This window comes from Rhizobium mayense (assembly GCF_030272705.1).
Taxonomy (GTDB): domain Bacteria; phylum Pseudomonadota; class Alphaproteobacteria; order Rhizobiales; family Rhizobiaceae; genus Rhizobium; species Rhizobium mayense.
Genome location: NZ_JARFYM010000017.1, coordinates 108,838 through 130,226 on the forward strand (window position 1 = coordinate 108,838; position 21,389 = coordinate 130,226).

At 59.1% G+C, this 21,389-nt stretch carries 22 protein-coding genes and 2 pseudogenes; 7 read left to right on the plus strand and 17 right to left on the minus strand.

The features are described from left to right. Positions 1-5: 5 nt before the first annotated feature. The 8 genes from PY649_RS20455 to PY649_RS20490 all read right to left on the minus strand — a co-directional run bounded on the left by PY649_RS20455 (position 6) and on the right by PY649_RS20490 (position 5,604). Positions 6-293, minus strand: coding sequence for a hypothetical protein (locus PY649_RS20455; RefSeq protein WP_285870474.1), 288 nt, complete (start codon positions 291-293; stop codon positions 6-8). Next, complete coding sequence (locus PY649_RS20460) at positions 290-574, minus strand: hypothetical protein (protein ID WP_285870475.1); 285 nt, start codon at positions 572-574, stop codon at positions 290-292. The genes PY649_RS20455 and PY649_RS20460 overlap by 4 nt, the downstream gene beginning before the upstream one ends. After that, positions 571-882, minus strand: a complete 312-nt coding sequence (locus PY649_RS20465; RefSeq protein WP_285870476.1) for a hypothetical protein — start codon at positions 880-882, stop codon at positions 571-573. The genes PY649_RS20460 and PY649_RS20465 overlap by 4 nt, the downstream gene beginning before the upstream one ends. Further along, entirely contained in the window at positions 879-1,901 is a 1,023-nt protein-coding gene (locus PY649_RS20470) for an AAA family ATPase (RefSeq protein WP_285870477.1), read from the minus strand. Before PY649_RS20470 ends, PY649_RS20465 begins: the two co-directional genes overlap by 4 nt. 76 nt (positions 1,902-1,977) lie before the next feature. After that, entirely contained in the window at positions 1,978-3,969 is a 1,992-nt protein-coding gene (locus PY649_RS20475; RefSeq protein ID WP_285870478.1) for a transposase domain-containing protein, read from the minus strand. Continuing rightward, positions 3,966-4,424 (minus strand): hypothetical protein, encoded by a 459-nt coding sequence (locus tag PY649_RS20480; RefSeq protein WP_285870479.1) that lies wholly within the window; start codon positions 4,422-4,424, stop codon positions 3,966-3,968. The genes PY649_RS20475 and PY649_RS20480 overlap by 4 nt, the downstream gene beginning before the upstream one ends. Beyond that, complete coding sequence (locus PY649_RS20485) at positions 4,421-5,239, minus strand: ParB N-terminal domain-containing protein (RefSeq protein WP_285870480.1); 819 nt, start codon at positions 5,237-5,239, stop codon at positions 4,421-4,423. Before PY649_RS20485 ends, PY649_RS20480 begins: the two co-directional genes overlap by 4 nt. Further along, positions 5,239-5,604 (minus strand): hypothetical protein, encoded by a 366-nt coding sequence (locus PY649_RS20490; protein ID WP_285870481.1) that lies wholly within the window; start codon positions 5,602-5,604, stop codon positions 5,239-5,241. Before PY649_RS20490 ends, PY649_RS20485 begins: the two co-directional genes overlap by 1 nt. Before the next feature lie 213 nt (positions 5,605-5,817). Between PY649_RS20490 and PY649_RS20495 the strand changes: the two genes are divergently transcribed. Next, positions 5,818-6,183 (plus strand): hypothetical protein, encoded by a 366-nt coding sequence (locus PY649_RS20495; protein ID WP_285870483.1) that lies wholly within the window; start codon positions 5,818-5,820, stop codon positions 6,181-6,183. A 147-nt stretch (positions 6,184-6,330) separates the two neighbouring features. On the opposite strand, the gene PY649_RS20500 is transcribed toward PY649_RS20495, so the two are convergent. Continuing rightward, positions 6,331-6,657: a helix-turn-helix domain-containing protein gene (locus tag PY649_RS20500; RefSeq protein WP_285870484.1), complete on the minus strand. Its 327-nt coding sequence runs from the start codon at positions 6,655-6,657 to the stop codon at positions 6,331-6,333. A gap of 176 nt (positions 6,658-6,833) precedes the next feature. Between PY649_RS20500 and PY649_RS35175 the strand changes: the two are divergent. Together PY649_RS35175 and PY649_RS20505 are read left to right on the plus strand one after the other, a co-directional pair. After that, positions 6,834-6,971 (plus strand): annotated as a pseudogene (locus PY649_RS35175) (helix-turn-helix domain-containing protein); the annotation flags it as partial. 90 nt (positions 6,972-7,061) lie between these two features. Continuing rightward, the gene (locus tag PY649_RS20505) at positions 7,062-7,313 is read left to right on the plus strand and encodes a hypothetical protein (protein WP_285870485.1); all 252 of its coding nucleotides are present in this window, start codon (positions 7,062-7,064) and stop codon (positions 7,311-7,313) included. Between the two features lie 292 nt (positions 7,314-7,605). Here PY649_RS20505 and PY649_RS20510 read toward each other — a convergent pair whose 3' ends face one another. Beyond that, positions 7,606-7,815: a ribbon-helix-helix domain-containing protein gene (locus PY649_RS20510; RefSeq protein ID WP_285870486.1), complete on the minus strand. Its 210-nt coding sequence runs from the start codon at positions 7,813-7,815 to the stop codon at positions 7,606-7,608. Positions 7,816-8,200: 385 nt separating this feature from the next. Further along, entirely contained in the window at positions 8,201-9,004 is an 804-nt protein-coding gene (locus PY649_RS20515) for an HlyD family secretion protein (protein WP_349644436.1), read from the minus strand. 352 nt (positions 9,005-9,356) lie between these two features. Here PY649_RS20515 and PY649_RS20520 point away from each other — a divergent pair, with 352 nt between their 5' ends. Further along, positions 9,357-9,839 (plus strand): BA14K family protein, encoded by a 483-nt coding sequence (locus PY649_RS20520; RefSeq protein ID WP_285870487.1) that lies wholly within the window; start codon positions 9,357-9,359, stop codon positions 9,837-9,839. Between the two features lie 703 nt (positions 9,840-10,542). Here the strand turns inward: PY649_RS20520 and PY649_RS20530 are convergent. Beyond that, on the minus strand, positions 10,543-11,406 hold the full coding sequence (locus PY649_RS20530) for a DUF1194 domain-containing protein (RefSeq protein WP_285870488.1): 864 nt from the start codon (positions 11,404-11,406) through the stop codon (positions 10,543-10,545). A gap of 39 nt (positions 11,407-11,445) precedes the next feature. Continuing rightward, positions 11,446-12,477, minus strand: a complete 1,032-nt coding sequence (locus tag PY649_RS20535; protein WP_285870489.1) for a DMT family transporter — start codon at positions 12,475-12,477, stop codon at positions 11,446-11,448. Positions 12,478-12,618: 141 nt separating this feature from the next. Here PY649_RS20535 and PY649_RS20540 point away from each other — a divergent pair, with 141 nt between their 5' ends. From PY649_RS20540 to PY649_RS20550, 3 genes are all read left to right on the plus strand, one after another. Then, a complete protein-coding gene (locus PY649_RS20540) occupies positions 12,619-14,601 on the plus strand; it encodes a BTAD domain-containing putative transcriptional regulator (protein WP_285870491.1) in 1,983 nt (660 codons plus the stop codon). Positions 14,602-14,833: 232 nt separating this feature from the next. After that, the gene (locus tag PY649_RS20545) at positions 14,834-15,643 is read left to right on the plus strand and encodes a phosphatase PAP2 family protein (protein WP_285870492.1); all 810 of its coding nucleotides are present in this window, start codon (positions 14,834-14,836) and stop codon (positions 15,641-15,643) included. A gap of 531 nt (positions 15,644-16,174) precedes the next feature. Next, complete coding sequence (locus PY649_RS20550; RefSeq protein WP_285870493.1) at positions 16,175-16,582, plus strand: GFA family protein; 408 nt, start codon at positions 16,175-16,177, stop codon at positions 16,580-16,582. A gap of 66 nt (positions 16,583-16,648) precedes the next feature. Here PY649_RS20550 and PY649_RS20555 read toward each other — a convergent pair whose 3' ends face one another. The 4 genes and pseudogenes from PY649_RS20555 to PY649_RS20570 form a co-directional block, all read right to left on the minus strand. After that, on the minus strand, positions 16,649-16,879 hold the full coding sequence (locus tag PY649_RS20555; RefSeq protein ID WP_285870494.1) for a hypothetical protein: 231 nt from the start codon (positions 16,877-16,879) through the stop codon (positions 16,649-16,651). Between the two features lie 554 nt (positions 16,880-17,433). After that, the gene (locus PY649_RS20560) at positions 17,434-18,684 is read right to left on the minus strand and encodes a DUF6250 domain-containing protein (protein WP_285870495.1); all 1,251 of its coding nucleotides are present in this window, start codon (positions 18,682-18,684) and stop codon (positions 17,434-17,436) included. Between the two features lie 32 nt (positions 18,685-18,716). Further along, entirely contained in the window at positions 18,717-20,771 is a 2,055-nt protein-coding gene (locus tag PY649_RS20565; protein WP_285870497.1) for an O-linked N-acetylglucosamine transferase, SPINDLY family protein, read from the minus strand. Between the two features lie 296 nt (positions 20,772-21,067). Further along, a pseudogene (locus PY649_RS20570) lies at positions 21,068-21,389 on the minus strand (ice nucleation-like protein); the annotation flags it as partial.

Below are 21,389 nucleotides of genomic sequence, written 5' to 3' on the forward strand. Positions count from 1 at the left end.
GGTCGTTATCCTTTTTTCGGGAAGGGTTTGTCGGAAGCGTGGGCGAGGCGAAGCTTTCGCGCCGCGCGTTCTAGAGCGAAGCGAGCGGCGCGCTCGCTGCGGCTGTTGTGGGAGTCTTCAAGCCGCGTGAAGGCCTTGATGACCTCGACGATGGCGGCTTCGACGTATGGCGGGCGGGAAGCCGTAGGCGGGGCGGCAAGAGGCCGCTCCGCCTTGACGAGAAAGAAATGCTGGATCGGGCTGTCGCCGGTTTCGCCTGGGATCTGCAACATGATGGAGCCGGCCGATTTCATCGGGCGTCTCCGATCTGGGCACCGCTGCCTTTGGCGAGATAGGGTCTAAGGTCGACGACGTTGCCGCCGGGCTCGATCGGTACCGCCGCGCCTGCCAAACGCGACTGCAGGATGGTGAACTGTGCGTCGTAAAACAGCGTCAGCTTGATGAGAGCGGAAACCGCCTCGCCGTCCATCGTGACGCCAGTTTCGCGGTAGCCGGCCAACCAGCCGCGAAGGCACCTCAAAGTCTCATGCACCATGTCCTCACTCCGTACAGATTGATGTGTTGCATTGGTCATTGCGGCTTGTTCCCGAAATTGGGTCGGATGATTTTGCCGCCGCCGTCGTCGAGCAGCTCGGAAAGGCTGTCCGTCGCGGCGGCTTCGGTGGCTCTGCGGATTTCACGGCCCGCTTCCATGTCGCGGAAGCAGGCCAGCTCGATCTCCATGTCGATCGAAAGCGAGTGCATCAGCTCGAACACCTTGAAGAGGTGCCGAGCTTCCGTAGCAGTCACGGTGATGACCTCGTTATCGGCCACCTCGGCAAAGGCGTGGCAACGCTGCATCAGCGTCGAGAGACCTTCGCTGAGTTTAAGCGCTGCCGTCATTGCAGGTCTCCGAGATCGCGGTTGCGCCACGCGGCGACTAGGTGCTTCATCGTCAGATCGACGCCGTCGCCAAGGGCGTTCATCATCCCGGCCTTGATTGTCCGGTCGATGTTGCGCAGCGCGCCGGGCTTGGTGGCGATGCCGTGAAGGAACTTGATGCAGTCCTCGTCGGTGATGCCCCAGGCGCCGATCAGCATGTCGGCGTCGCCGACCGGATCGCGCTCTCGTTTCAGGCGACGATCGAAGCGGGTAGCGACCTGTGCGCGGCTGGCGACCGAACCTTTGTCCTTCAGGAAGGCGAGGGCCGTGTCCTCGTTGCCCATGAGGCAGACGCCACAGCGGTAGATGTCGACAAAGTGCCTCAGCTGATTGACCGCATCGGGAACGAGGTTCTGCGCCTCATCGACGATGAGCAGCGTGCCTTCGCCGTTACGGTTGAGCTTCCTGCCGATCGCGCGGACCAGGCGAGCGGGATTGAACTCCTGCACGTCCAGTTCGGAGGCAAGCTCGGTCAGCATGCCGTGCGTGGTCTTCGTGTTCGGGCTGATCGTCGCGATCCATGCGTACGGCCGGCTGTTGCAGAAGTGCCGTGCAGCCGTCGTTTTACCAAAACCGGAAGGGAGGGTGACCGCAGTGAAGCCCGCCGTGATCTGGGTGAAGAGCAAGACGTTGTAGACGTCGGCGCCGGTAGCGGTCTTCACGAAATTCGGCGAGACCGGCACGCTGGCGGCGATGCTGGCGCCTTCCGCTAGCGCCTCAAGCCAGAAGTGCACGGTCTCATTGAGGTTCGCGAGGGTGCCGAGGTAGACGCCATTGCTCCACTGCGAGAAGGTGCCATCCTTCATGCCCGCGCGGCGGCCGACTTCCGTCTTGCTCCAGCCATTGGAAGTAGCCGCGTCGATGACGCGCATAATAAGCTTCCGCCAGACCTCGACATCGGGTGCCGGGTGCTTGGCGAGAAACTGAGACGACGGCTGCGGGATGTCCCAACCGCCATTTACATTCACGGGTTTCGTCATATATAGGTTCCTTACAGGTTGTTTTTTGGGGCTCGCTTCACTGGCGAGCCCCTTTTTGTTGCCGGAACCGTACTCATTACTGCTCGGCTCTTTTTCGCCCGGCTTTCATGCCGCGCGTGGTATTCCCCGAAGGGAATGGGATGATCGCGCTGTCGCCGCCGGCAAGGCGGGAGAGACCGCGCGCAAAACTGTCTTCAAACTCGTTTTCCTCGGCTTCGACCGGCGCTGGCTTGACCGCGACCGGCGACTTGGTGATGAGGCGGGTGACGGTCGGCCGGGCCGGTTTTGGCGCCGGCTCCTTGTCCGAGCGGCCCATCAGCTCCTTCAACTCCAGGGCGGAGAGGCGGCGAGCGCTGTCGAGCGCTGCCTTGTCGTCACGGCTCTTGAGCTTGCGGGCGCGGGCGATCTCGCGCGCCGCCGAGGCGCAATCGTAACCGGTGCTGTCGACACAAGCGGCGTCACAGAGGAAGCGGCCCTGCGGATCGTAGACCTTGACCGATGCGTGAAGGTCGGAAGGGTCGAACCGGACGGCCAGCTTTTTGCCGATCCACTGGTTGAGTTCGCCGGCCCAATAGCGGTTGTCGAAAAGATGGATCGCGCCGTCTGGCTTCCGCGCCGTGACCGTCTCGGCCGTGAGCATCCAGAGGGAGCGCTGGTATTCGCTGGCGAAGCGGACGAGGTTCGCCGGATCGGCCATGCTCTCGGCGAAGACCTCGTCGAAGCTGCGGCCCTTGGCCATCTCAGTCTTGCGGCCGGCCTGCGCATTGTGATCGTCGATGCACATGGCGGCATGCGCCTGCAACTCGGCGAGGCTGACGGAGCGCTCACCATAATTGTGCGGCTTGTGCTGCGTGCTGCGGCCGGTATAGGCGCCGGCCATCGCCGGGTGCTTGGCGATATTCTCCGCCAGGTCCCGCCATGCACGTTCGATGGGCTTGGACTGGCCGCTATAGGGCTTTACGAAATGGCCTTCGATATCGAGCGTCTTCAGGAGGCCTGCGACCTCGTCTTCGGTAATTTTGAACCGATGGCGCCTCTTTGCTCCGCCCGAAATCTTTTTGCTGGCGAAGGCTCGGCCGTTATCCATGTAGAGATGTTCGGGAATGCCATGCACCTCGACCATATTGCCGATCGAAGTCCGGACCGCTTCCCACGTTTCCGCCTCGCTGATGACCCAAGACAGCACCTTGCGGGAATAGACGTCCTGAATACCGATCAGGAAAACACGAGTGGTGCGCCCGTCGATATCGACATGAATATCGAGCTTGTGACCGTCCGTATTGGTGACCTGCATGGCCTGCAGGTGGGCAACCGAGCGCCTCTGGGCCGGGAACAGCTTCTTGGCGGCATCCGGCCCCTTGCGAGCCAGTATTTGGGCTGCTTTCGGCACAAGGATATCCATGCGGCGGCGAAGGGTGCGCTCTGACGGGATCGGCGCCCATCCCTTCTTGCCGGCGAGCTTCTTCATGCGGCGATAGCAGGCGGAGAAGGCCGGTTCCTCGGCGCGCAGGAAGTCGGATGCGAGGACATTCCACGCATCCTCGTGGCATTCGGAGACTTCGGCGACCATGCCGTCGGCGGCGGCGGAAAAGCTCGGCGCCAGGGCAGCAAGCCAATCCTGGCGAGCATGGCCTTCGACCATTTCGCGCCAGCGATAGAGGGTGGCGCGGTCGATCGCTGCCTTGCGGCAGACGTGCTTGATGGCGTCCTCGGCCTTGATGCCCGATCGCTTCATCTCTTCGACCTCGACGAGGGTGTCCAGGCGTTTGCGGCAGATGGCTTTGTGGTCGTTCGTCAGGGCTTCAAACTTGGCCCAAAGGCCCTTTGAAACGTCCGTTCGCTCGGCCGGTAGGTCGGCGTTCATGAAAGCGAGCTTCTGCCGCGCCTGCGACGGCAGGAAGCGATAGTGGTATTCGAAGCCGCCGCCTTGGCCTTCGCGCTGGCGGGCCAAGGCCGTCGACCGCACCCCGGCCTTGGCGATGAAGTTTTCAACGCCCTGGCGGGTGTGCGGCATGCCTGGAAGCTTCGCGTCCGCCAGTTCCGCCGAGGTGAACCACTCTTTCTTCATTTGCGCCCTCTCTTGAGGCTGACGGGAGTGGCGAGCAGAGCCTTCAGCTCGGCCTGTTCCTTGCGGATTTTCTGTTGGCGGTAGGCGATTTCGGCCAGGCGCGCTTCGTCGCCTTCGAGAAGAAGAAGACCGTCGTCCGAGACCACGACATCCCAGAGCCAGACGGCGCCGGTGGCGCGGACAAAGGCCTTGAAGCGCGTGATGCTGATGTCGTGGGTCGTTTTGCTCTCGGCCGTATAGGCATCAAGCGCGGCTTTGCTGACGGCGGGCAGACCGAGGTAGTACGCCATGCGGGTGGCGATCGTCGGCCGGTCGTAGGGGCATTCGCGGATAGCACGGGCCATCTCGCGCTTAAGCTTGGCGCGGAAGCGGTCGATATCGATCTTGTCGGCAGCGAGACGAACCGGGAAGAGCTGCTCGACGAAGAAATCGAGCTGTGCGGGATCGATCTTCATTCGGCGGCCTCCAGGAAGGAGAAGTCCCGCTTACCGCCGACATGGTCGAGCACACGCCGCAGCGTGGCGTCGTCAGCCTTTTCGAGCAGGGTGATCACCTTGCTGAAAATCTCGTCCTGCAGATCGACGGCCGGCTGCGGACCTTTGAGCCACTGCAGAACCGGTTTTACATCAGGGTTCTCGCGAAGGGCGGCGGCGACCTTGACCTGTTCGTCGCGGGAGAGCTTGGCGAGCTTGAGAAGGAGAGACTGGTCGGTCTCGGCTCCAGTACCGCGCACGGCCTGGCGAAGTGTTGGGTCGAGCTTCTGGCCGATCTGCGTCACATATTTATATGTGCGTTCGCCGATGCCGAGGCGCTCCTGCACTCGCTCCGACAATTCCCGGCCGCTTGAAAAAACAGGGCAATCGTTGCCCTGTTTTTCCGGCCGGCCGCTCTTGATCTTGCCATGCTTTTCCTCCCACAGCTCGCGGTACTTCATGACAAAGATGGCGCGATCGAGCGCGTTCAGCTCGTTGCGGTAGAGATTTTCGGAGATTTCGAGCAGCTGCGCGTCGACCTGGTCGGCTGCGACGACAATGGCGTCGATTTCGGTCCAGCCGAGCAGCTTGGCGGCCGTGGTGCGATAGCCGCCGGCAACCAGGGTATAGGGCGTCGTGCCCTTGTTCTTGGCCGGCGTCTTGCGGATCATAATCGGGCTGATCTGACCCATTTCCGCCATGGAGGCGGCGATCGCCTCGGCATATTCCTGGTCGATCGGCCGGAGACGCTCGCCGATATGGATGTCTGCGATGATAGCGCGGATGAACTCAGCCATTATGCTGCGTCCCTGTCTGCCGCTTCGAAGAGCGCGGTCTGAAAGAACTCCTTCGACCGCTCTGCAATGCGCTCGTAGGCTCGCTCGAAGACTGGATCGATGCGGCGGCTGTCGACGACGCGGACGGCCTGCATGACGGTCCAGCGGGCGATACCGAGCGTTTTGACCAGGCGGCGGCGCGGAATGACAAACTCGACGTTCAAAAGATGTATGGCCACCTGGCGGGCCAGCTTGGCGTCGAACATGTCCTGCGGCGGGTTGATGATGTGGCGCAGCGGCAGGTGGTTGAAGTGCGCCCGGCTGGCACGATAGCAGGCCGAAATCATGGCCTGCAGCCGTTCTTCTTCGGAGTAGGGATTGATCATGAGCGAAAGCCTCCAACAAGCTTAAGGTTGCTAGAAAGGGCAGCCGAAACGCCCGCGAACACTGAACTCATCAGCGAGGTTTCGGCTGCTCGGCGCAGGGGGACAGGCGCCAGAAGCGGTAAAGCGCTGTCGATTTCGCCGTGAATTTTGGGCATTGGCGAAGGCGACGATTTCGGAGAGCGTGAGCCCATCGAACGACAGAAGGACTGCGAGATGGAGGGTACCGATGCCAAGACGGCGGCTGAAATCGAGGTCAACAGGATGCTGCTGATGGAGCTGGTCGACGCGCTGAAGGCGCGCGGGGCGCTACGGGGGGAAGACATCGCCGGCGCTTTGTTGCGGGCGGAATACCGCGCCGAGCTGGCCGACAAGATTGCGGAAGAGGACGGGAAGATCATCGATTTCCACGCCTCAGAAGCGCGGCTATGCACCGCAGAATGGGAAAAGCGCTTTGGGCTGAAGCCGGAGATTTACACGCTGCGAAAGGCGCAGCACGATTGGATTTACGCAGGCGGCCAAGGAAAGAGCCCGTTGTATCCGGAGCGGGTTGTGGAGCTGTATTCGGAGCCGGAGGAATAGCTTCCCCGACATCGACGAGCGAGGTCTGTTCGGTGTGTATCGGACGGCGGCACTCGTCGCAAAGGGCGATGAGGCTTCTTAAGCGCTGCCGGCGAAGCTCGGCGCCGAGGCGAGCAAGCTCCGAATCATCAAAACCGATAGCGGCCATCACGCGGCCTCGCGTGCGGTGGCAGTGCGACGGCCGTGGCGATAATTCTCGGACGGCTGCGGCGTCCTGCGGGTGCCATCGGCGAAATAGCGGGAGAACCACAGCAATTCCGGCCGCGTATTGAGTGCGGCGGCGATCGCGCGCTCGCCGGCAAGGTGCGGCTCGTGAACGGCATTGCCGGCCGTTCCGGCGGGGAGGCCATATACCTCGTCGATCTTCGCGAGTGTGAGCTTCGCGACGATCAGCTTGCTTTTAATGCGACTAACCTCGTCGAGACGCTTGCGCTCGGCACGGCTAATCTTGCCGGTAATGGTATCAGAATGCATAAAGTAATCCTTCCAGAAGGGAGGTCCTGGCCGACCTCCTTTTTTGGGGTGTAGAAATCTGCGAACACAGAAAGGAATAAAACTGAAATCCGTTTTTGTAAAGCGGAAATCTGTTTTATTGGGGTAGAGAATTGGCGCGTCCAGAAAGTGAGCCGAAAACGCCTCTTGCCGCCCGATTGCGAGAGCTACGGAGGGCAATTGGTGAGCCTGATCGAGACGAGGTTGCCGCAAAGATCGGTGTCGGGAAAAGCACGCTAGCTTCGTACGAGAGGGGAGAGTCGGAGCCGAGCGCGTCCGCTTTGGCTGCCTACAAAAGTATATTTGGCGCTAACGTCCTTTGGATTATATCGGGCGAGGGCGAAATGTTCTCTGATCCGAGCAAAGCGCCAGCTCCGAAGCGGGTCATGGACCCGGAGCTGCTCGAAATCATCTATAAAAATGTCGAGATGGTGCACCGGGCGGCACACCTTAAAACGCCTCCGCATAAGCTCGCTGTCATTGCCGCCGAAATGTACAATGACCTATTGGGACGGGTCGTTGATGTGCGAGACAGAGCAATAGTGGAGGCGGCAATTCCGGTTTTGGGGAACGAATTGAAGGAGAGGCTGCGAGAGGCAACGAACCAGCCCGGTTCCGGCAAACGCTCGGCCTCATGATCGTCAAGCCGCGCTTGGATCAGTTGGAGTTGACAGAATAGGCGATCGCGCCCGGCTTGCATGAGGTCGGGACAACCGGATCGGTCGATCGAAGACAAAAAAAATGACGCCCACGGCGTCAGGATGGCAGCAAGAACACGCCGCTACGCATTACGATTTCATAAAAATTCCCCGGCAAATTAATCATTTCGGATTAGGTAATGGGCCTCATGTGCGCTCGCAAGTGGCGAGTGTGGGAGTGCCTCAAAAAGTCATAGGTTGAGAAAAAGCGCACCATTCCCGATGGTACGGCTCAAGATTCGGACGGCTCTTCCGCTTCGCGCTCGATGCGCTCAAGCTCTTTTTCGACAGCAGTGCGAATGAAATCCGCGCGATTATTCTTGCCGACCAGGGCGTCAATTCGCTCCGCCATGCCTTCCGGCAGACGTACGAGTGTAGGTTTCACTTTGAGTGGCGGACGACCCATACGGCGGGAACTAACCGATATCGGAAAGTTAGTCAATTTAGGCTCCTTGGTCGGAATAAGCGATATCGGTTATATTTATAAACGATATCGCTTATAAGCTCAATCAAAAAGCGATTGAGTGCCTGCCGAGAATGGCGGTGAAAGGGCCGCTTGCAGGTTCGGAAGCCGCATCGGTGGCTTTAGGAGACTGATTTCGTTAGGAAAAGAGCGGAAAATCGCGAAGATGCAAGGCGTTTGCATCTTCAAATTAGAAAATCGCCGGCTGAGCGGTCGCCGATCGATGCCAACCGCCAAACCCTCAAAGTCGGCCCAATGTCGATTTATCAATGCTTTAAAGTCGCGTGAGGGCGTTTTAAAGTGTGTTTACGGGCCGCCTTGAAGTTTTGGCTCCAGCCACCGCCGGCGCGGCCGCCTCGGCGACTTATCCGCCGAAGGCCGTGTCAAAACTGGATGGCGTGCAATGTCGGAAGCTGCCACCGAACGCCTTGATTTCGCGGCCTTTTTCGATACTTCCCGTCTTTTCCCAGATAATCCCGGATCTTCGCATAGTGTGTGTCAAACAACAGCCGCTAGAATGGATTGACGCTGTTGATGATGGCGATTTGCCGCAAAAGGACCCGGCAAATGAAGTGCGCCGCCTTGACATGATTGGTGTGGATCGCAGCTTCGCTGTGCTTCCAGCCGCAAGTTGATCGGCGACGTCGGTGTCGTCGAGTTTCACGCGGATGACGAGCGGCAGACTTTGGATCGCTCTTGAATTGACGGCCGTTCCCGAAATCTGAGTCTGGCCACTGACGACAACCTGCAAAACACTTTCGACCTGCCCGGTGTAGATCTTGCCTGGAATGAATTTAAAGTTGACTTCAACCGGTTGCCCGGTGTCGACGTATCGGGCATCGATCTGCGGTATCTCGACGCCGATAATGGTTTCCGCTGAGTCGATGAAGGCCATGACCAGCGTTAGCGGGAGATTGGCAACAAGCGCACCTTTTCGAAGCGCAAGGTTCGTCACGCATCCGTCGGCGGGGGTGAGAGCGACAGTTTTGTCGAGGTTCCATTTGGCCTCAGCGATCCCCGCCCGCAATTGCTCTACTTCCACCTGCGCCTGTTCGACGTCGTCAGCACGGCCAGTACCTCTCGCACGGAGCTCCGTTGTCTCCGATACGCGGAGCTGGCCGAGTGCGAGCTTGGCCTTCAATGCATCAAGTTTTGCCTGATAGGACACGGGATCGATCCGCCGATCCATGCGAAGACGTCGACGATGCTCACGGAAGCCTCCATCGATGGCAAGGACTGATCCATTGGATTTTAACTCAACCCGCCGTTTGCTGCCGTTGGGAGTACGCAACTGTAAACGAGGCGCACGTTAACGGTTCCTTGGGGGCAGCGAACCGGCGATAAGAATCGAATTTGCGCTGAGGCCCGCTGCGTGCATCCCCTTTTCCTTGTCATGTCCTCTCTCTTGCGAAATTATTTTTCGCCCGAAGGTATTGGGAGACATTGAACTACTAAATTAGAGGTATACTTTCCCTCGGGTTGTGTCCGTTTCCCAAAGGCCAGACCGAAGGAGATAGCAGATGAAAAAGCTGGCGGTTGCATTTGTTGCTGTATCGACCGCGCTCGTAGGTGTCGGTGACGCCTACGCATTCCCCATCGTAACACTGACGGTTCCGGAAGTTTCGAGCAAGGCGACGCCGGTGCAGTATCGTGGAAGTGACCAGGCTCGTCGCCGAACCAACCAGAATCGTCGCCCAACTTACCGCCGTCGTTCCAATCGCTGGTATCACGGCTATCGTGGCAGTCGATATCAGCGGCGTGGCTATCGACGTAGCTCGAATGGCTGGTGGTATCCGGCTGCCGCCTTCACTGCCGGGGCGGTGATAGGCGCTGCTGCGGCCCGTCCCGCGCCGGTGCGACACGCGCCACCCGCGCGAGTAAACGGTCTTCCGGCTCGGCACGTTGAATGGTGCGCGAACAGATGGCGGACCTATCGCGTGTCAGACAACACCTTTGTACCGCGTGTCGGCGAAAGAGCGGTTTGCCGTTCGCCGTATTTTTGATCGAAACGCTGCCAAATAGCGACAGCTTCGGCCCGCCACACTCCGATGGCGGGTTAGCCTCCGCAGGAACGTCAACAACTTTAGCGAAGGCGTTCGGAACTCCGTCGAGACAGGCGCGAGGTTGTTTGCAACCCTTGGCCTTCATCGTGTTCTGAATCGAGATGACTTTTCCCTTCTCCACCGAAACGAGGCGCTCTTTGTCACCGCCTGCCAGGCTCGACATTGGTACGCCGACCAGGAACACACCAAAGGCGTCGCCATTGGCGGCATTGTTCTGATCTTTCGACAGCGCCGTGAGCTTGCCTTGCTCGGTCGCGAGCTCACGGCCAAGCGCGCTGCAATCGAGGTTGGATTAAGCGGCTATTGGAATTTCAGTCGGTACAATGGCATCGGGACGCTTTGCACATGCTGGCAGTGGCAGCAGCGCAGGCACTGCTAATGTCTTGGTTTTCATAAAGGTGCCCAATAATGATTCTTTATGATTGCCAACGACCTATGCGAGTGTGTGGAAGTAAGGCAACCGTCGGAGTCAAAATACCGACGGTGAGGGAAAGCTGTGGCCAGGCTTGTGAACCGGCTCGCGCACGCCTGGGGTTGGCGGCCACGGAGCAGGCGCTGGCCTGTGGTGAATTGGCGACCCTGCGACCGTCTGTTTCAAAGAAGCCGTGTATGAACTTGCCGAAGTCGTGCCGTACTAAACACCCTAGTCTGCCTGCCCTCGGAATGATGGCGCAGCAATGTTCATGCCCAACTCGGTGATCAGCTTGCGGCGAAGAGCCGTGACGTAGTCCTTTGCTCCCGTCGATTCTATGACGAAGGATTGCGGGCCGCCAATGACGGATCGGGCGAAATAGGATGCCAGCGGTTGCTCGGGATTCTCCCTCTCCGGCGGGATGACGATCGCATTGATCGTGTATCCCCTGGCGATGGCGTTCAACCGGCTCGGAGGAACGGGAAGACCATCATTGTTTTCGCCATTGGACGAGATGTCGATCACTTTCTTCATTGCTTTTCCCGGGAACTGATCGAGCAGAAGACTTCCGACGTCGATGGCCGAGGAAATGGATGTTCCGCCGCGGCTGCGGACATAGCCGGTATCACCTTTCTTGCGAATCACCACCGCGGCTGCATCTGCATCTTCCGGCCCGCAAATGGTCGTCCAAGGCAGCACAGTGCGGATGTGGCCGCGACCTGACCATTCAAAATAAGCCACGCCGATACAGCCGTAATAGTTCTGCGAGATGGCTTTGATGATCTCGGGCGAGGTCAATGCTGCGGCATGGCCCTCGCGCTGCAAGTCGGCAGTGTCGGGATCAATTGACGCCGAGTAATCGACTGCGAATACGATGGCAGCATCAACGTTGGCAGCATGTGCTGGCAGGCCCCAAAAGACCGAAATCGCGAGCGCTCCAGCCAGCTTTGACAATGAATTGCCCCGCCCTGCCAGTCTACTGGCCAGCCGTTCCGTCAGACCCGCTATTTTGCCCCTGAATATCGGCCGCGCCCGTTCGCGAAGGGAGACCGGTTTGCACAAGGGGTCGACGTTCTGACGCTCGCTTTCGAACATGTCATTCTCCATCTCAACAACTTGCAGCTTTTAAAACGATCAATAGGTGGAAATCTGGCGGTGCCTCGGCTCCCGCGGCGGTTGGCAGCCATCCGATTCCTCCACATGACGTGAATTGGCGGTGGGATCGCCCGCCTTAGCCGCGGGCGCAGCGGCAAAGGCACGGACCGCATCGACGGGTTGGATCGAACCGGCTCGCATTGGCGCCGTTGCCGACGTTGTCCGGCTCGACATCGCAACGGATAGGATCGCTCCGAGGATGATTGCTCCGCCCAATGCTCCGCTGCTGGAGAACCGCTCGCCGAGAAAGATTGCTCCGCCCAATGCCCCGAAAATGCTTTCGGCGCTGACAATCACGGCGGCATGGCTGGCCGAGGTGAAGCGCAAGGCGACAATCTGTATGCCGAAAGCGATCGAGGTGGAAAATACGCCGAGTACCATCAGTTCGGGGCCAGCCGCGAGCATAGCCGCCAGCGACGGGTTTCCGTAGATGGCCCCGAGCGGCAGCGCGAATGCAGCGCCTCCGAGGAACTGCGCCGCAGCTGCCGTCAGCGGACGGGCATAAGCCTGAATGTGCCGCCCCAACTCGACAGCCCAAACTGCATAGCAGGCGGCCGAGATGATGGCAGTGAGGTCGCCGCTATTGAAACCGGAGATCCCTCCCGACAAGAGCAGGGTGCCGACCAGTGTCAGCATGGCGGCGACCGTGAGGTTCATTGTTGGATGCTCGCCCATGAGCAGCCACGCGGCCAGCGGTGTCATCACTGTCGCCGTGCTGATCAGGAAACTTGCGTTGGTGACGGTCGCGCCGAGATAGCAGAGTTGCTGGAGCGCGACCGATACGGCAAACAGCGCGGCTACTCTGGCCAAACTGAGAAAATAGCGCGACCCGACCGCCATTCGCCCTTCGGTCAGGACAAAGGGCAGCACGAGCAGCCCGCCGATCAGACAGCGCAGGCCCACTGCGCTCAGCGCGTCGAGATGATCAAGCACCGTCTTTTGCGCGACATTGCCGAATCCCCACAAAGCGGCTGCAAACAGCAACAGCAAATTGGCTCTGGTTCCAGACACGCGTAACCCCCCGAGCCAAGGCCTGAGTTGACTCGATTGCCCTAATTTAGCAATCATAGATTATTGACCGTCACGGCAACGCTTGGTTGGGGCCTTAAAGCGTTAGTTTTGAGTTAGAATTTCGTGAGGGTGGGAGAGAAAATGGGAGGGGAGTACAGCGGCGGCGCAACCAAGATCTCGCTCTTTGGCGGTTTCCGGATCGAAAGTGAATCGGCCGGTCCCCTTAGGCTGACGGGGAGGCGGGGCCCGGCTATTGTCGCCTATCTTGCAAGCTGCCCCGGCATGGCGGCGACACGGGAGAGGTTGGCTGACCTGTTATGGTATGACAGCGATAGCGAACACTCCCGAAACAGCCTTAGACAAACCCTCAGCATCTTGCGCCAGGATCTATCGCGAGCAGGAGTGGATCTTGTCCACTTCGGCAGGGAGTCGATCGACCTCAAGCCAAACGCTGCTCGAGTTGATGTCGAGGAGTTCGAAGCCGGGCTCTCAGCCCGGTCGGCCCAAGACCTTGAAAAGGCTCTGGCGAACTACACGGGGCCGTTCCTCGAAGGGCTCTGCCTGGGAGGCAAAGGGTTTGATGACTGGGTCGCGTTGGAACGCGACAGGCTTTTGAACCGTGCACTAGAGTCCTTCGAGAAACTGGCCCGTCTTGTCGATGAGGAAACCGGGCTTTCCTTGGCTGACCGGCTGTTGGCCATGGAGCCGACCAGAGAGGCTTCCTATCGGCTGAAGATCGAACTGCTTATTGCCTGCGGTCAGCGAGACAGGGCCATGCGTGTATATGAAACCTGCAGAAATGTATTGAAGAAGGAGTTCGGTGTCGATGTCAGCCCCGAAACGCGGGTCTTCTGGCAATCTCTGCAGTCTCAGCCGGACAATATGCCAAATCTGCAGCCGCCGAATGGCGTTTCCGTGGATCAGCGCTCCGCACATCCTTCCATCTGCGTTTCCGATTTCGTCAATTTGACTGGAAAGCCGGGCGACGATTTTTTCGCCAGGGGGCTCGTCCAGGACATAACGACGGCGCTCTCGGAGGTCGCCGATTACGTCGTAGTTTCAGGGCCTTCACCGGCGGAGAACAACAGTTCCGGCGAAGAGGGCAAGCTATCGGGAATGCCCCGTGCACGATATACGCTAAGCGGCAGCATTCAGAGATCGGGCGAAGCGCTGAGGGTGAATGTCCAGCTTGTCGACGCGGTTGACGGCCGCACCGTCTGGGCCCAGAAGTTCGACGGCGGCGCCGAGGACACGCTCGAATTTCAAGACGGGATCGCGCAGTCGGTCGTCCTGGCGGTGAGCCTCGAGCTTCAATTCACCAATTGGAAAGTTCGCGACAAGAGCCCGCCCGGCCCTCCTGAAGTCCGCAGGTTGGTGAACGAAGCCCTCATGAACTATTTCGAGATGACTCGGCCGTCACTGCTGTCCGGGATAGAGATTGCCGAGAAGGCGCTTTCTCTAAGCCCCAACAATGCCCGCGCCAAACGCACGCTTTCTGTCTTGATCTCGATGGCTGCAGCGTTTGGCGCGCTACCTCGGGAGGGGCACATCGAGCATGCGCTCGAATTGGCGGAAGAAGCAGTCAGCGCTGTACCTGATGATGAGATCGCCCGGGTCATCCTGTCATTTGCTCTCGAGGGTTCGGGCCGTATCGACGAGGCGATTGCCGAATGCCAACATGCAATCAGACTCAACCCGAACTATCCGAGTAGCCACGGCGATATTTCGGGCCTCCTTGCACTACGCGGACAGGTCAGCGAAGCGGTGCGTGAGGCCAACGAGGCAATCCGACTCGGAACGCATGATGTCATCGACTTCTGGCGTCACCATAGCCTGGTTGTGGCTCTGTTTGCCGGAGGAGACGACCAGCGGGCGCTCGAAGTCGCGCGCAGGGTGGTCAGGACAAAGCCGGGCTTCGTTCGCGGCGCCCTCTACTGGGCTGCAGCAGCGTCGGCAACCGGAAACAATGACGAGGCCTCTCGAGCCATCCATCATTGCCTGTCACAACTCCCACATCTCAATCTCAGCAACGTCTGCCCTGGTTTTGTGCCACGCTATGTCAGTGACCATCTACACTCCAGATTCCTTGAAATGTTATCGCGAGCCGGCCTTCCTGGTGTCTAGGCTAGCCTCCGCAATCTGCACGGCTAGCAGCCTGCCGCCGCGACCTGCGACATACTTACCCCCGTGTCGTCACGACGCTGTAATGAACGCTGCGTAAGCAACCGATGTCGCATTCGCTACGAATTATTGTCGGTCCTTCAATGCCACCGGTCAGTTCTCGCACGACGGCGATGCATCAGCTCGCAACAAGATCACAATCGCTGAGGCGATTGGCCCTGCAGGAGAAATCGTCATGCCCAGATATGCTCGCCTCGCGGTTGCGACGGCGGTGGTAGTAGGCCTCGCCGTGCCTTCTTTTGCTCAGAATGCCGCCCCGGCGGCTGCGGATCCCGGAGCCGCGGCAATTGCGGCAGCTACGCCTCCGGCCCCGGCTCCGCTTCCGCAAAATCCGGCGCACATTCTAAAATATCTTTCCCCTGATGACCTCGATCCGGCGACCCTTCTTGCGCCGCCGCCGGCCGATGGCTCTGACCAGCAGAAGGCCGAAGTGGCTGAGGTCCTTCGCATGCAGCAGGCCGCCTCGCAGGCGCGTCGTGACCAGGCTGTCTGGGATGACCGGCACGAGAGCTCCGAGCTCTGGATTCCCACTCTGGGGCCGATCGGCTTCGATCTCACCAAGCTTCCCGCGACCGCCGCGATGCTGGATGCCGTGCTGCATGAGCGAGACGCTGCCGCCGATGTGGTCAAGGTCTATTTCGGGCGGCGCCGGCCCTGGACCTTCAACGACGATATCCAGGTTTGCGAGGCGGCAGGCAAGGGCGGCTCGAAAGTCCGTGCCTATCCCAGCGGGCATGGCACTCTGTCCTATGCTCAGGCCGTCATCCTCGCCCATCTGATGCCGAACAAGGGCCAGCTCGTCATGGCCCGCGCCGAAGACTTCGCAGAAAGCCGAATGATCTGCGGCGTACATTCGCGCAGCGACATCAGGGCGAGCGCCGTGCTTGGCACGACGATCGGCATGCTGCTGCTGCACAACGCCAAGTTCAGGCCGCTACTTGACGACGCCCGTGCGGAACTCGCGGCCGCTGGCCTCACGCGCTAAGGCCGGTATAGGACGTTTCGAAAAGCTCAGCGGGGAGGGCCTGCCGTGGGTCCTTCCCATCCACAAACATAGGAAGCAACGTGTAAATTACTTTGGTCAATACGAGCAGCCACAGCTCGTGGTCACGAGCTTAGCGCAGACGTCCAGCGCATAGTTGGAACGCTACCGACAACGGACGCCGCGCGGAAGTCTGTGTGTGGGATATGACCCAAAGGTGGTGAACGACATCACCGAAGTCTCCGCAATCAATGAAGAAGCTGCGCCACCACCAGCGCTACCGTGGCCAACGCCGAAGACATCGTCAAAGCAATCAGAACCGACGTCGACATCATTCTGCTCCTCAAATCGAATTGGGAACTGACTACCGGAGCGGGAGTGGAATGTCGCGTGACAGATTGCGTGACGTTTGCCATCGCCGGGCGATCATGCAGTTTATCGAACTGTGATCGAAGATAGCCTTTGCGGCCGCCATTCCGTCAGGCAGCGGTGACCGCCGCCATATGATCTCGCTTTAGAAGAAGGAGTATTCCAATGGCTCATGCCCGATGCAGTTGCGGCGCTCTCAGATTGGAGCTTCCGGAGGCACCAAAGTTGGTTGTCGCGTGTCACTGTATCGAGTGCCAACGGAGAACCGGTGCGCCATTCGGCGCGGGTGCTTTTTATCCGGTCGAAGGCGTCGCCATTTCCGGAACTGCGAAAGAGTTCACGCGCGATGCGGCAAGCGGCGGAAAGGTGCGCACGTATTTTTGTCCAAACTGCGGCTCGTCGATCTATTGGAAGGCCGACAAGCTGCCGTCAATGATCGGCGTCGCAGTTGGGGCGCTAGCCGATTTCAATTGCCCGGCCCCAGCTAAATCGATTTTCGAGCAGTCGAAGCATAGTTGGGTTCAGATTGACGGTGCCGTCGAACATCTCCAGCAAGGAAGCCGGGCAAGTTGACATCCAGAAGGGTGGAGAAATCCTGCTGAACGGCGAAGGTGCGTCCCAGCTGGGGCTGAAGCCGGCTCAGCTTTCTCCGTTGTCGATGCGACGTCTCAAATCCTCGGCAAAATATTTGTAATCCTCGAGCAAGCGCTCATAGTGAGCAAGGACGATTGCCGTGATGTCTTCCCAAGGGCCATCACCGAATTGGGCTTGATGATGGATTTCTCCGGCCTGAATACGCGAGATGCGCTGTGAGAACTCCTCGATCTGTCCCACGCACCCGGTTAAACGTTCCACAAGCGATGTATCCATCTTCCCCTCCATCACACGGGCATGATGACTGAAGGTGGAAGTCAACAATGATAGTCGGTGAAAGGCAAGCTACCCAAGAGAGGCATACACCTGTCAGCAGGCCTTAGGGCAGTAACGACGCGCGCCAGATCCTCCTCACGATAACGGCATGAGTCCAGACGATAGAAAAAGTGCGCAATCCGTTCATTTTTGCGACTTTTTTGTGAAGATTATGGCTCCTTATCGCATTGGTGCGAAAAGGGGGATGCAACATGGACTACTATTCAACGCTCGCAATATGCGTCACCGCAGGGTCGTTCGTCTTTGCTGTGATGAATATTCGTTAGCATCGGCATGCAGGGCGCAAGCCGGCACAGCATGGGCGTCAGCCAAACCAAGACGCAATTTCGTCGCCAATGACATCTTTGGCGATCGCATTGACGGTGCCGCTGGTTGCCGTGGCTCCAAGCAGGCGCTTCATTCACGCATCCGGGTTTGCGTTCGCGCCACAAGAGCGGCCGGAAAAGGGCCGCCCGCTTTAATGTTCGATATCCAGGCTTCCGGCCGGGAGTGGCCTACAGCCGCGAAGAACTCAGTGCGTCATAGGCGTTGATCAAGCGATCCACATCCAGTCCTTGTTCTTGCGGCCCGAAGCTTAAATGGCTGACCGTAAAATCCGCGTAGATGGCTGTGGGACGATCGAGGAAGGTTGGCAGATCGACCGTCAGGGCGTATTCATCATCGCCTTTCGGCAGGGCCATATGCAGCAGGTCTTTCCCGAGCCAGGATATGAAGTTGATCGACTGGCGCTCTTTCCATTCGACGACCTTGCTCGGCAAAGGCAGGTGCTTGTCATTCTTCTCCAGGAAGAAGTCGTGAAGCTGGGTTGCGCGTTCGGCGCTTTGCCACAAACTTCCGCCGAATCCTCCGGGTGGGCGTTCAAAATGACCCAGCTCGTCAGGCAGTGTCCCGCCCAATTGCTGAAAATGGGCACACACGCCATTGTTCACGACATTCGCGGAGACGACGAAATAATTCGGGTTGGCTCGTCTAAACTCGATGAATTCGTTGAGCTTTTCGATGTCCAGATAGACGATGTCGTCATCGCACTTCAGAAATACCGCGCTGGAAAATTTCTCCAGCCGTTTGGCGTAGTAATCGTAAGCCTGCCAGTACGGCAGCTTTTCATTGGGATTTCCGACATAACGCCGCACGGGGGCGTTTACATCGCAAAGCTCGAGATCGGCGCCCCATCCTCCCCGGACCATCACGGATGCACCGGAACTCAAGTTCAGTTCAGGCCACGTGCCGACAATCACCCCATTGACCTGAAGCGTGGGAATACCCGCCGAGTCGACGCTGAGGACCACCTGGTTCGGCAGGCTCGGCGAAAGGACGCCGGGGGTCGATTTGCTCCAAATGACTGCGGCTTCATTCCTGTGTGCGAAATTGTTCAACTCGCTGGGTTTGACGCTGCGGAGAACAGAGTGCGTATTGACCCAGCCCCCGACGACAAATTCGTAATAGTTTTCAGCCTCACCATTCGGGAGAACGGCAATGTGAAGGTCGTGGTCTATTTTCGCGTTTGTACGGAACGAGGAACGAGCCGTGACCGATCCCTTTAACTGGTAGGGCGCCTCGGGTCTCATATATCGCGCCGGGCCGAATTCGCGCGTGACCCACTCGTTATCCTGAGTGGAACGCGTGAAATCCCATATGTGCCATTCGTCAATGATCCCGTCATTGATTGCCTTGCGGATATACTTTGTCAGGATCTCCATTCGCTTTTGCCGCCCGGCAAAGGTCACAAGTATAACAGGAGTCATGAGGCCCTCTTGGATTGGATATTTGCCGGAAATCAATTCTTGAGTGACGTCGGATCACTCAGCAGACGGGAGTCGCGCGCAAGCGGTGCATAATCGTTCCATTGGGCCAGCTTTTCGAGGTAACGCCGCCGGTAGGCGATGTCGTCCTCGAATTCGACATTCTCCAGAACAATTTCGGCGCCGATCTCATAATAGACATCAAGATTTTGCAGGTCGGGCGCCGGTGTTTCCCCGCGCTCGATTTCGCTCTGCATCTGCCAAAACAAAAACTCGAGGCGCTGTGCCAAAGCCGGGATGTCGCGCAGCGTGCTCGTCTCGCGCTGGCTTTGCAGGGATTGCCTGATCGTCGCGAGACTTTCGCGGTCGTGCGCAAAGGCTATGGCCCGGTTGACGTAGTCGTCCGGCCCGCTGCAGATCAGCTCCGCAACGCCGGCGGCTGCGACGATGCTGCCGCAGAAGCGCGAGGCAAAGCTTTTTCCGGAAACCGTGAGGACTGGCAAGCCAACGGTGATCGCGTCGGCCGCAGTGGAATGCGCCCCATAGGGGAAGGTGTCCAGGAAGAGATCGGCAAGAGCAATTCGCGCCAGATGGTTCGGATTGGCGGCTTTTGGCGCAAAAATGAGACGCTCGGGTTCCACGCCTTTTTCCGCGGCCATCCGGCGCAGGCGTTCGTTCACGTCCTGTGCCTCCGCAAGCAGCCACAGCACGCTGCCCGGAGTTTCGGAAAGGATCGTCATCCAGCGTGCAAAGCAGTTGGCGGTGATCTTCTGCATCCCATTGAGGCAGGCATAGACGAATGCGTCCTCCGGCAGGCCGGCTTCCGCGCGGGTCGGCCGTGGAGCGATCTCCCTTTTGCGGTCGATAGGCTGGTCGCAGGCAATCCGCAGCACCTTTTCCGAATAATAGATTTCGTTCTCCGGCGGGATAATGTGCTCGTCGGCAATGAGGTATTGGTGAAACGGGCTGCCCATCGAGCCAGGATAGCCACAGAAATTGACGATGACCGGCGCCGGCCGATAGGCGAAGATCTTTGTCCGGGCAAGCTTGGTGTATCCGTTGACGTCGACGAGAATGTCGATCTCATCGGCACGGATTTGCTTTGCCGCTTCGATATCGTTGAGCGCATAGATGTCGCGCCAGCAATCCACGGCATTCTTGATCCGCATTTGCGTAGCGTCGTTGGCGCGCGGCTCGCCGCAATAATAAGCGAAGATCTCGACGCTGCTCTTGTCGTGCAGCTCCAGAACTTCCCGGAGCGCGAAACCGACCGCATGATCGCGCAAATCCGATGAGACATAGCCGACGCGCAACCGTTCTCCCGTTCCCGATTTCTGCTTTGGCGTCGGCCGCGGGAAGGCGCTGAGGTCGGGCCGCCCAATCAGAGACTTGTTATAGCGATAGGCCTTGGCGAGCTGAAACAGGGGATCATCGGCATAGCAGCCAAGTATCAAAGGCGACATCGCGTCTAACAACTGTCGGGCCGAGACGTGCTCGGACGGAACGAGAGTCGGCCACTTGCATTGACGCTGCCGTAGTGACGTCCAATGTTGGCCCGCCTCGGTCTTGCCAGGCTGGAGCTCGATTGCCTGCCACAGGGCTGCTTCCGCCTCTTCCAGCATGCCGGCGCCTTCGAGAACGCGGCCGATATGCTGGAGCGTCATCAGGCGATAGCCGATACGGTCAGGCGTGATTTCGGCAGTGGCCTTCGCGAAGCTTTGCCATTGTTCGACGGCCCGATTGTTCAGGCCCGAATCTTCCAGGACGCGGCCGAGGTTGATATGCGCCGGCCCGAACAGCGGATCGAGTTTCAAGCATGCGCGCAACGCGTGGATCGCGCCCGCGGCGTCGCCGGTTTGGTTGGCGGAGACCGCATAGTTGAAATAAGCGAGATGCAACAGAGGATTGGTGTCGTTGAATGCGATCCAGGTCTTGTAAAGCTCGACTGCCTGCGGCTGTTTTCCGGCGCGGCTCAAGACTTCGGCAGTCTGGAACAACTCGCCAAGCGCCAGTTGCTGGTTCCGCGCGCGGTCCAAGACGCCAATGAGCGGTGAGGCTTGAGTCGAGACAGATGCGATATTGACGGTCATGGACATCCTACGACAAGACGGCCTTGCGGCCGAGGGTGTGAACTGACGAGCGAAAGCGTCATGCCTTCTATCGCAGCTAGCTTGCGTCGGACTGGTTGTTCTTGAGCTCTCCCGACCATGATGGCGGCCGGTCGAAAAGGGGCAATGATGCGCCTCTGCCGCCCGATGGCGACCGCGGCAGAATCGAAAACGATTACGGATGCTCAGCGCGTGTCACAAAAAAAGCGCCGCGCGATTTCTCGCGCGACGCCGAAGTCTTTGCGGTGCGGCTGAAACTGCGCCGCAAACCGTCCGATTTAGTTGTATGCCGCGTAGGCGGAGATGACCGCCGCGACTTGCCCCGCATCAAGTGCCTGCACCTGCGTTGTGGTGAAAGCGTACAGTTGAGCGCTGGAGAGCGACGAGATGTCGTCCGTAGACAGGCCTTTCAGGGCCGAGGTCGTGAGAGCTTGGATCTCGTCGGTGGAGAAGGTTGCGATGTCAGCGGTGGACAGAGCACCCACTTCGGAAGCGGTCAGAGCCTTGATCTGCGTGCTGTTGAGCGCGGCAACCTGATCGGTGGAGAGGGCTGCGATCTGCGTGGACTTCAGGGCGGCGACCTGGCCGGTCTTCAGCGCA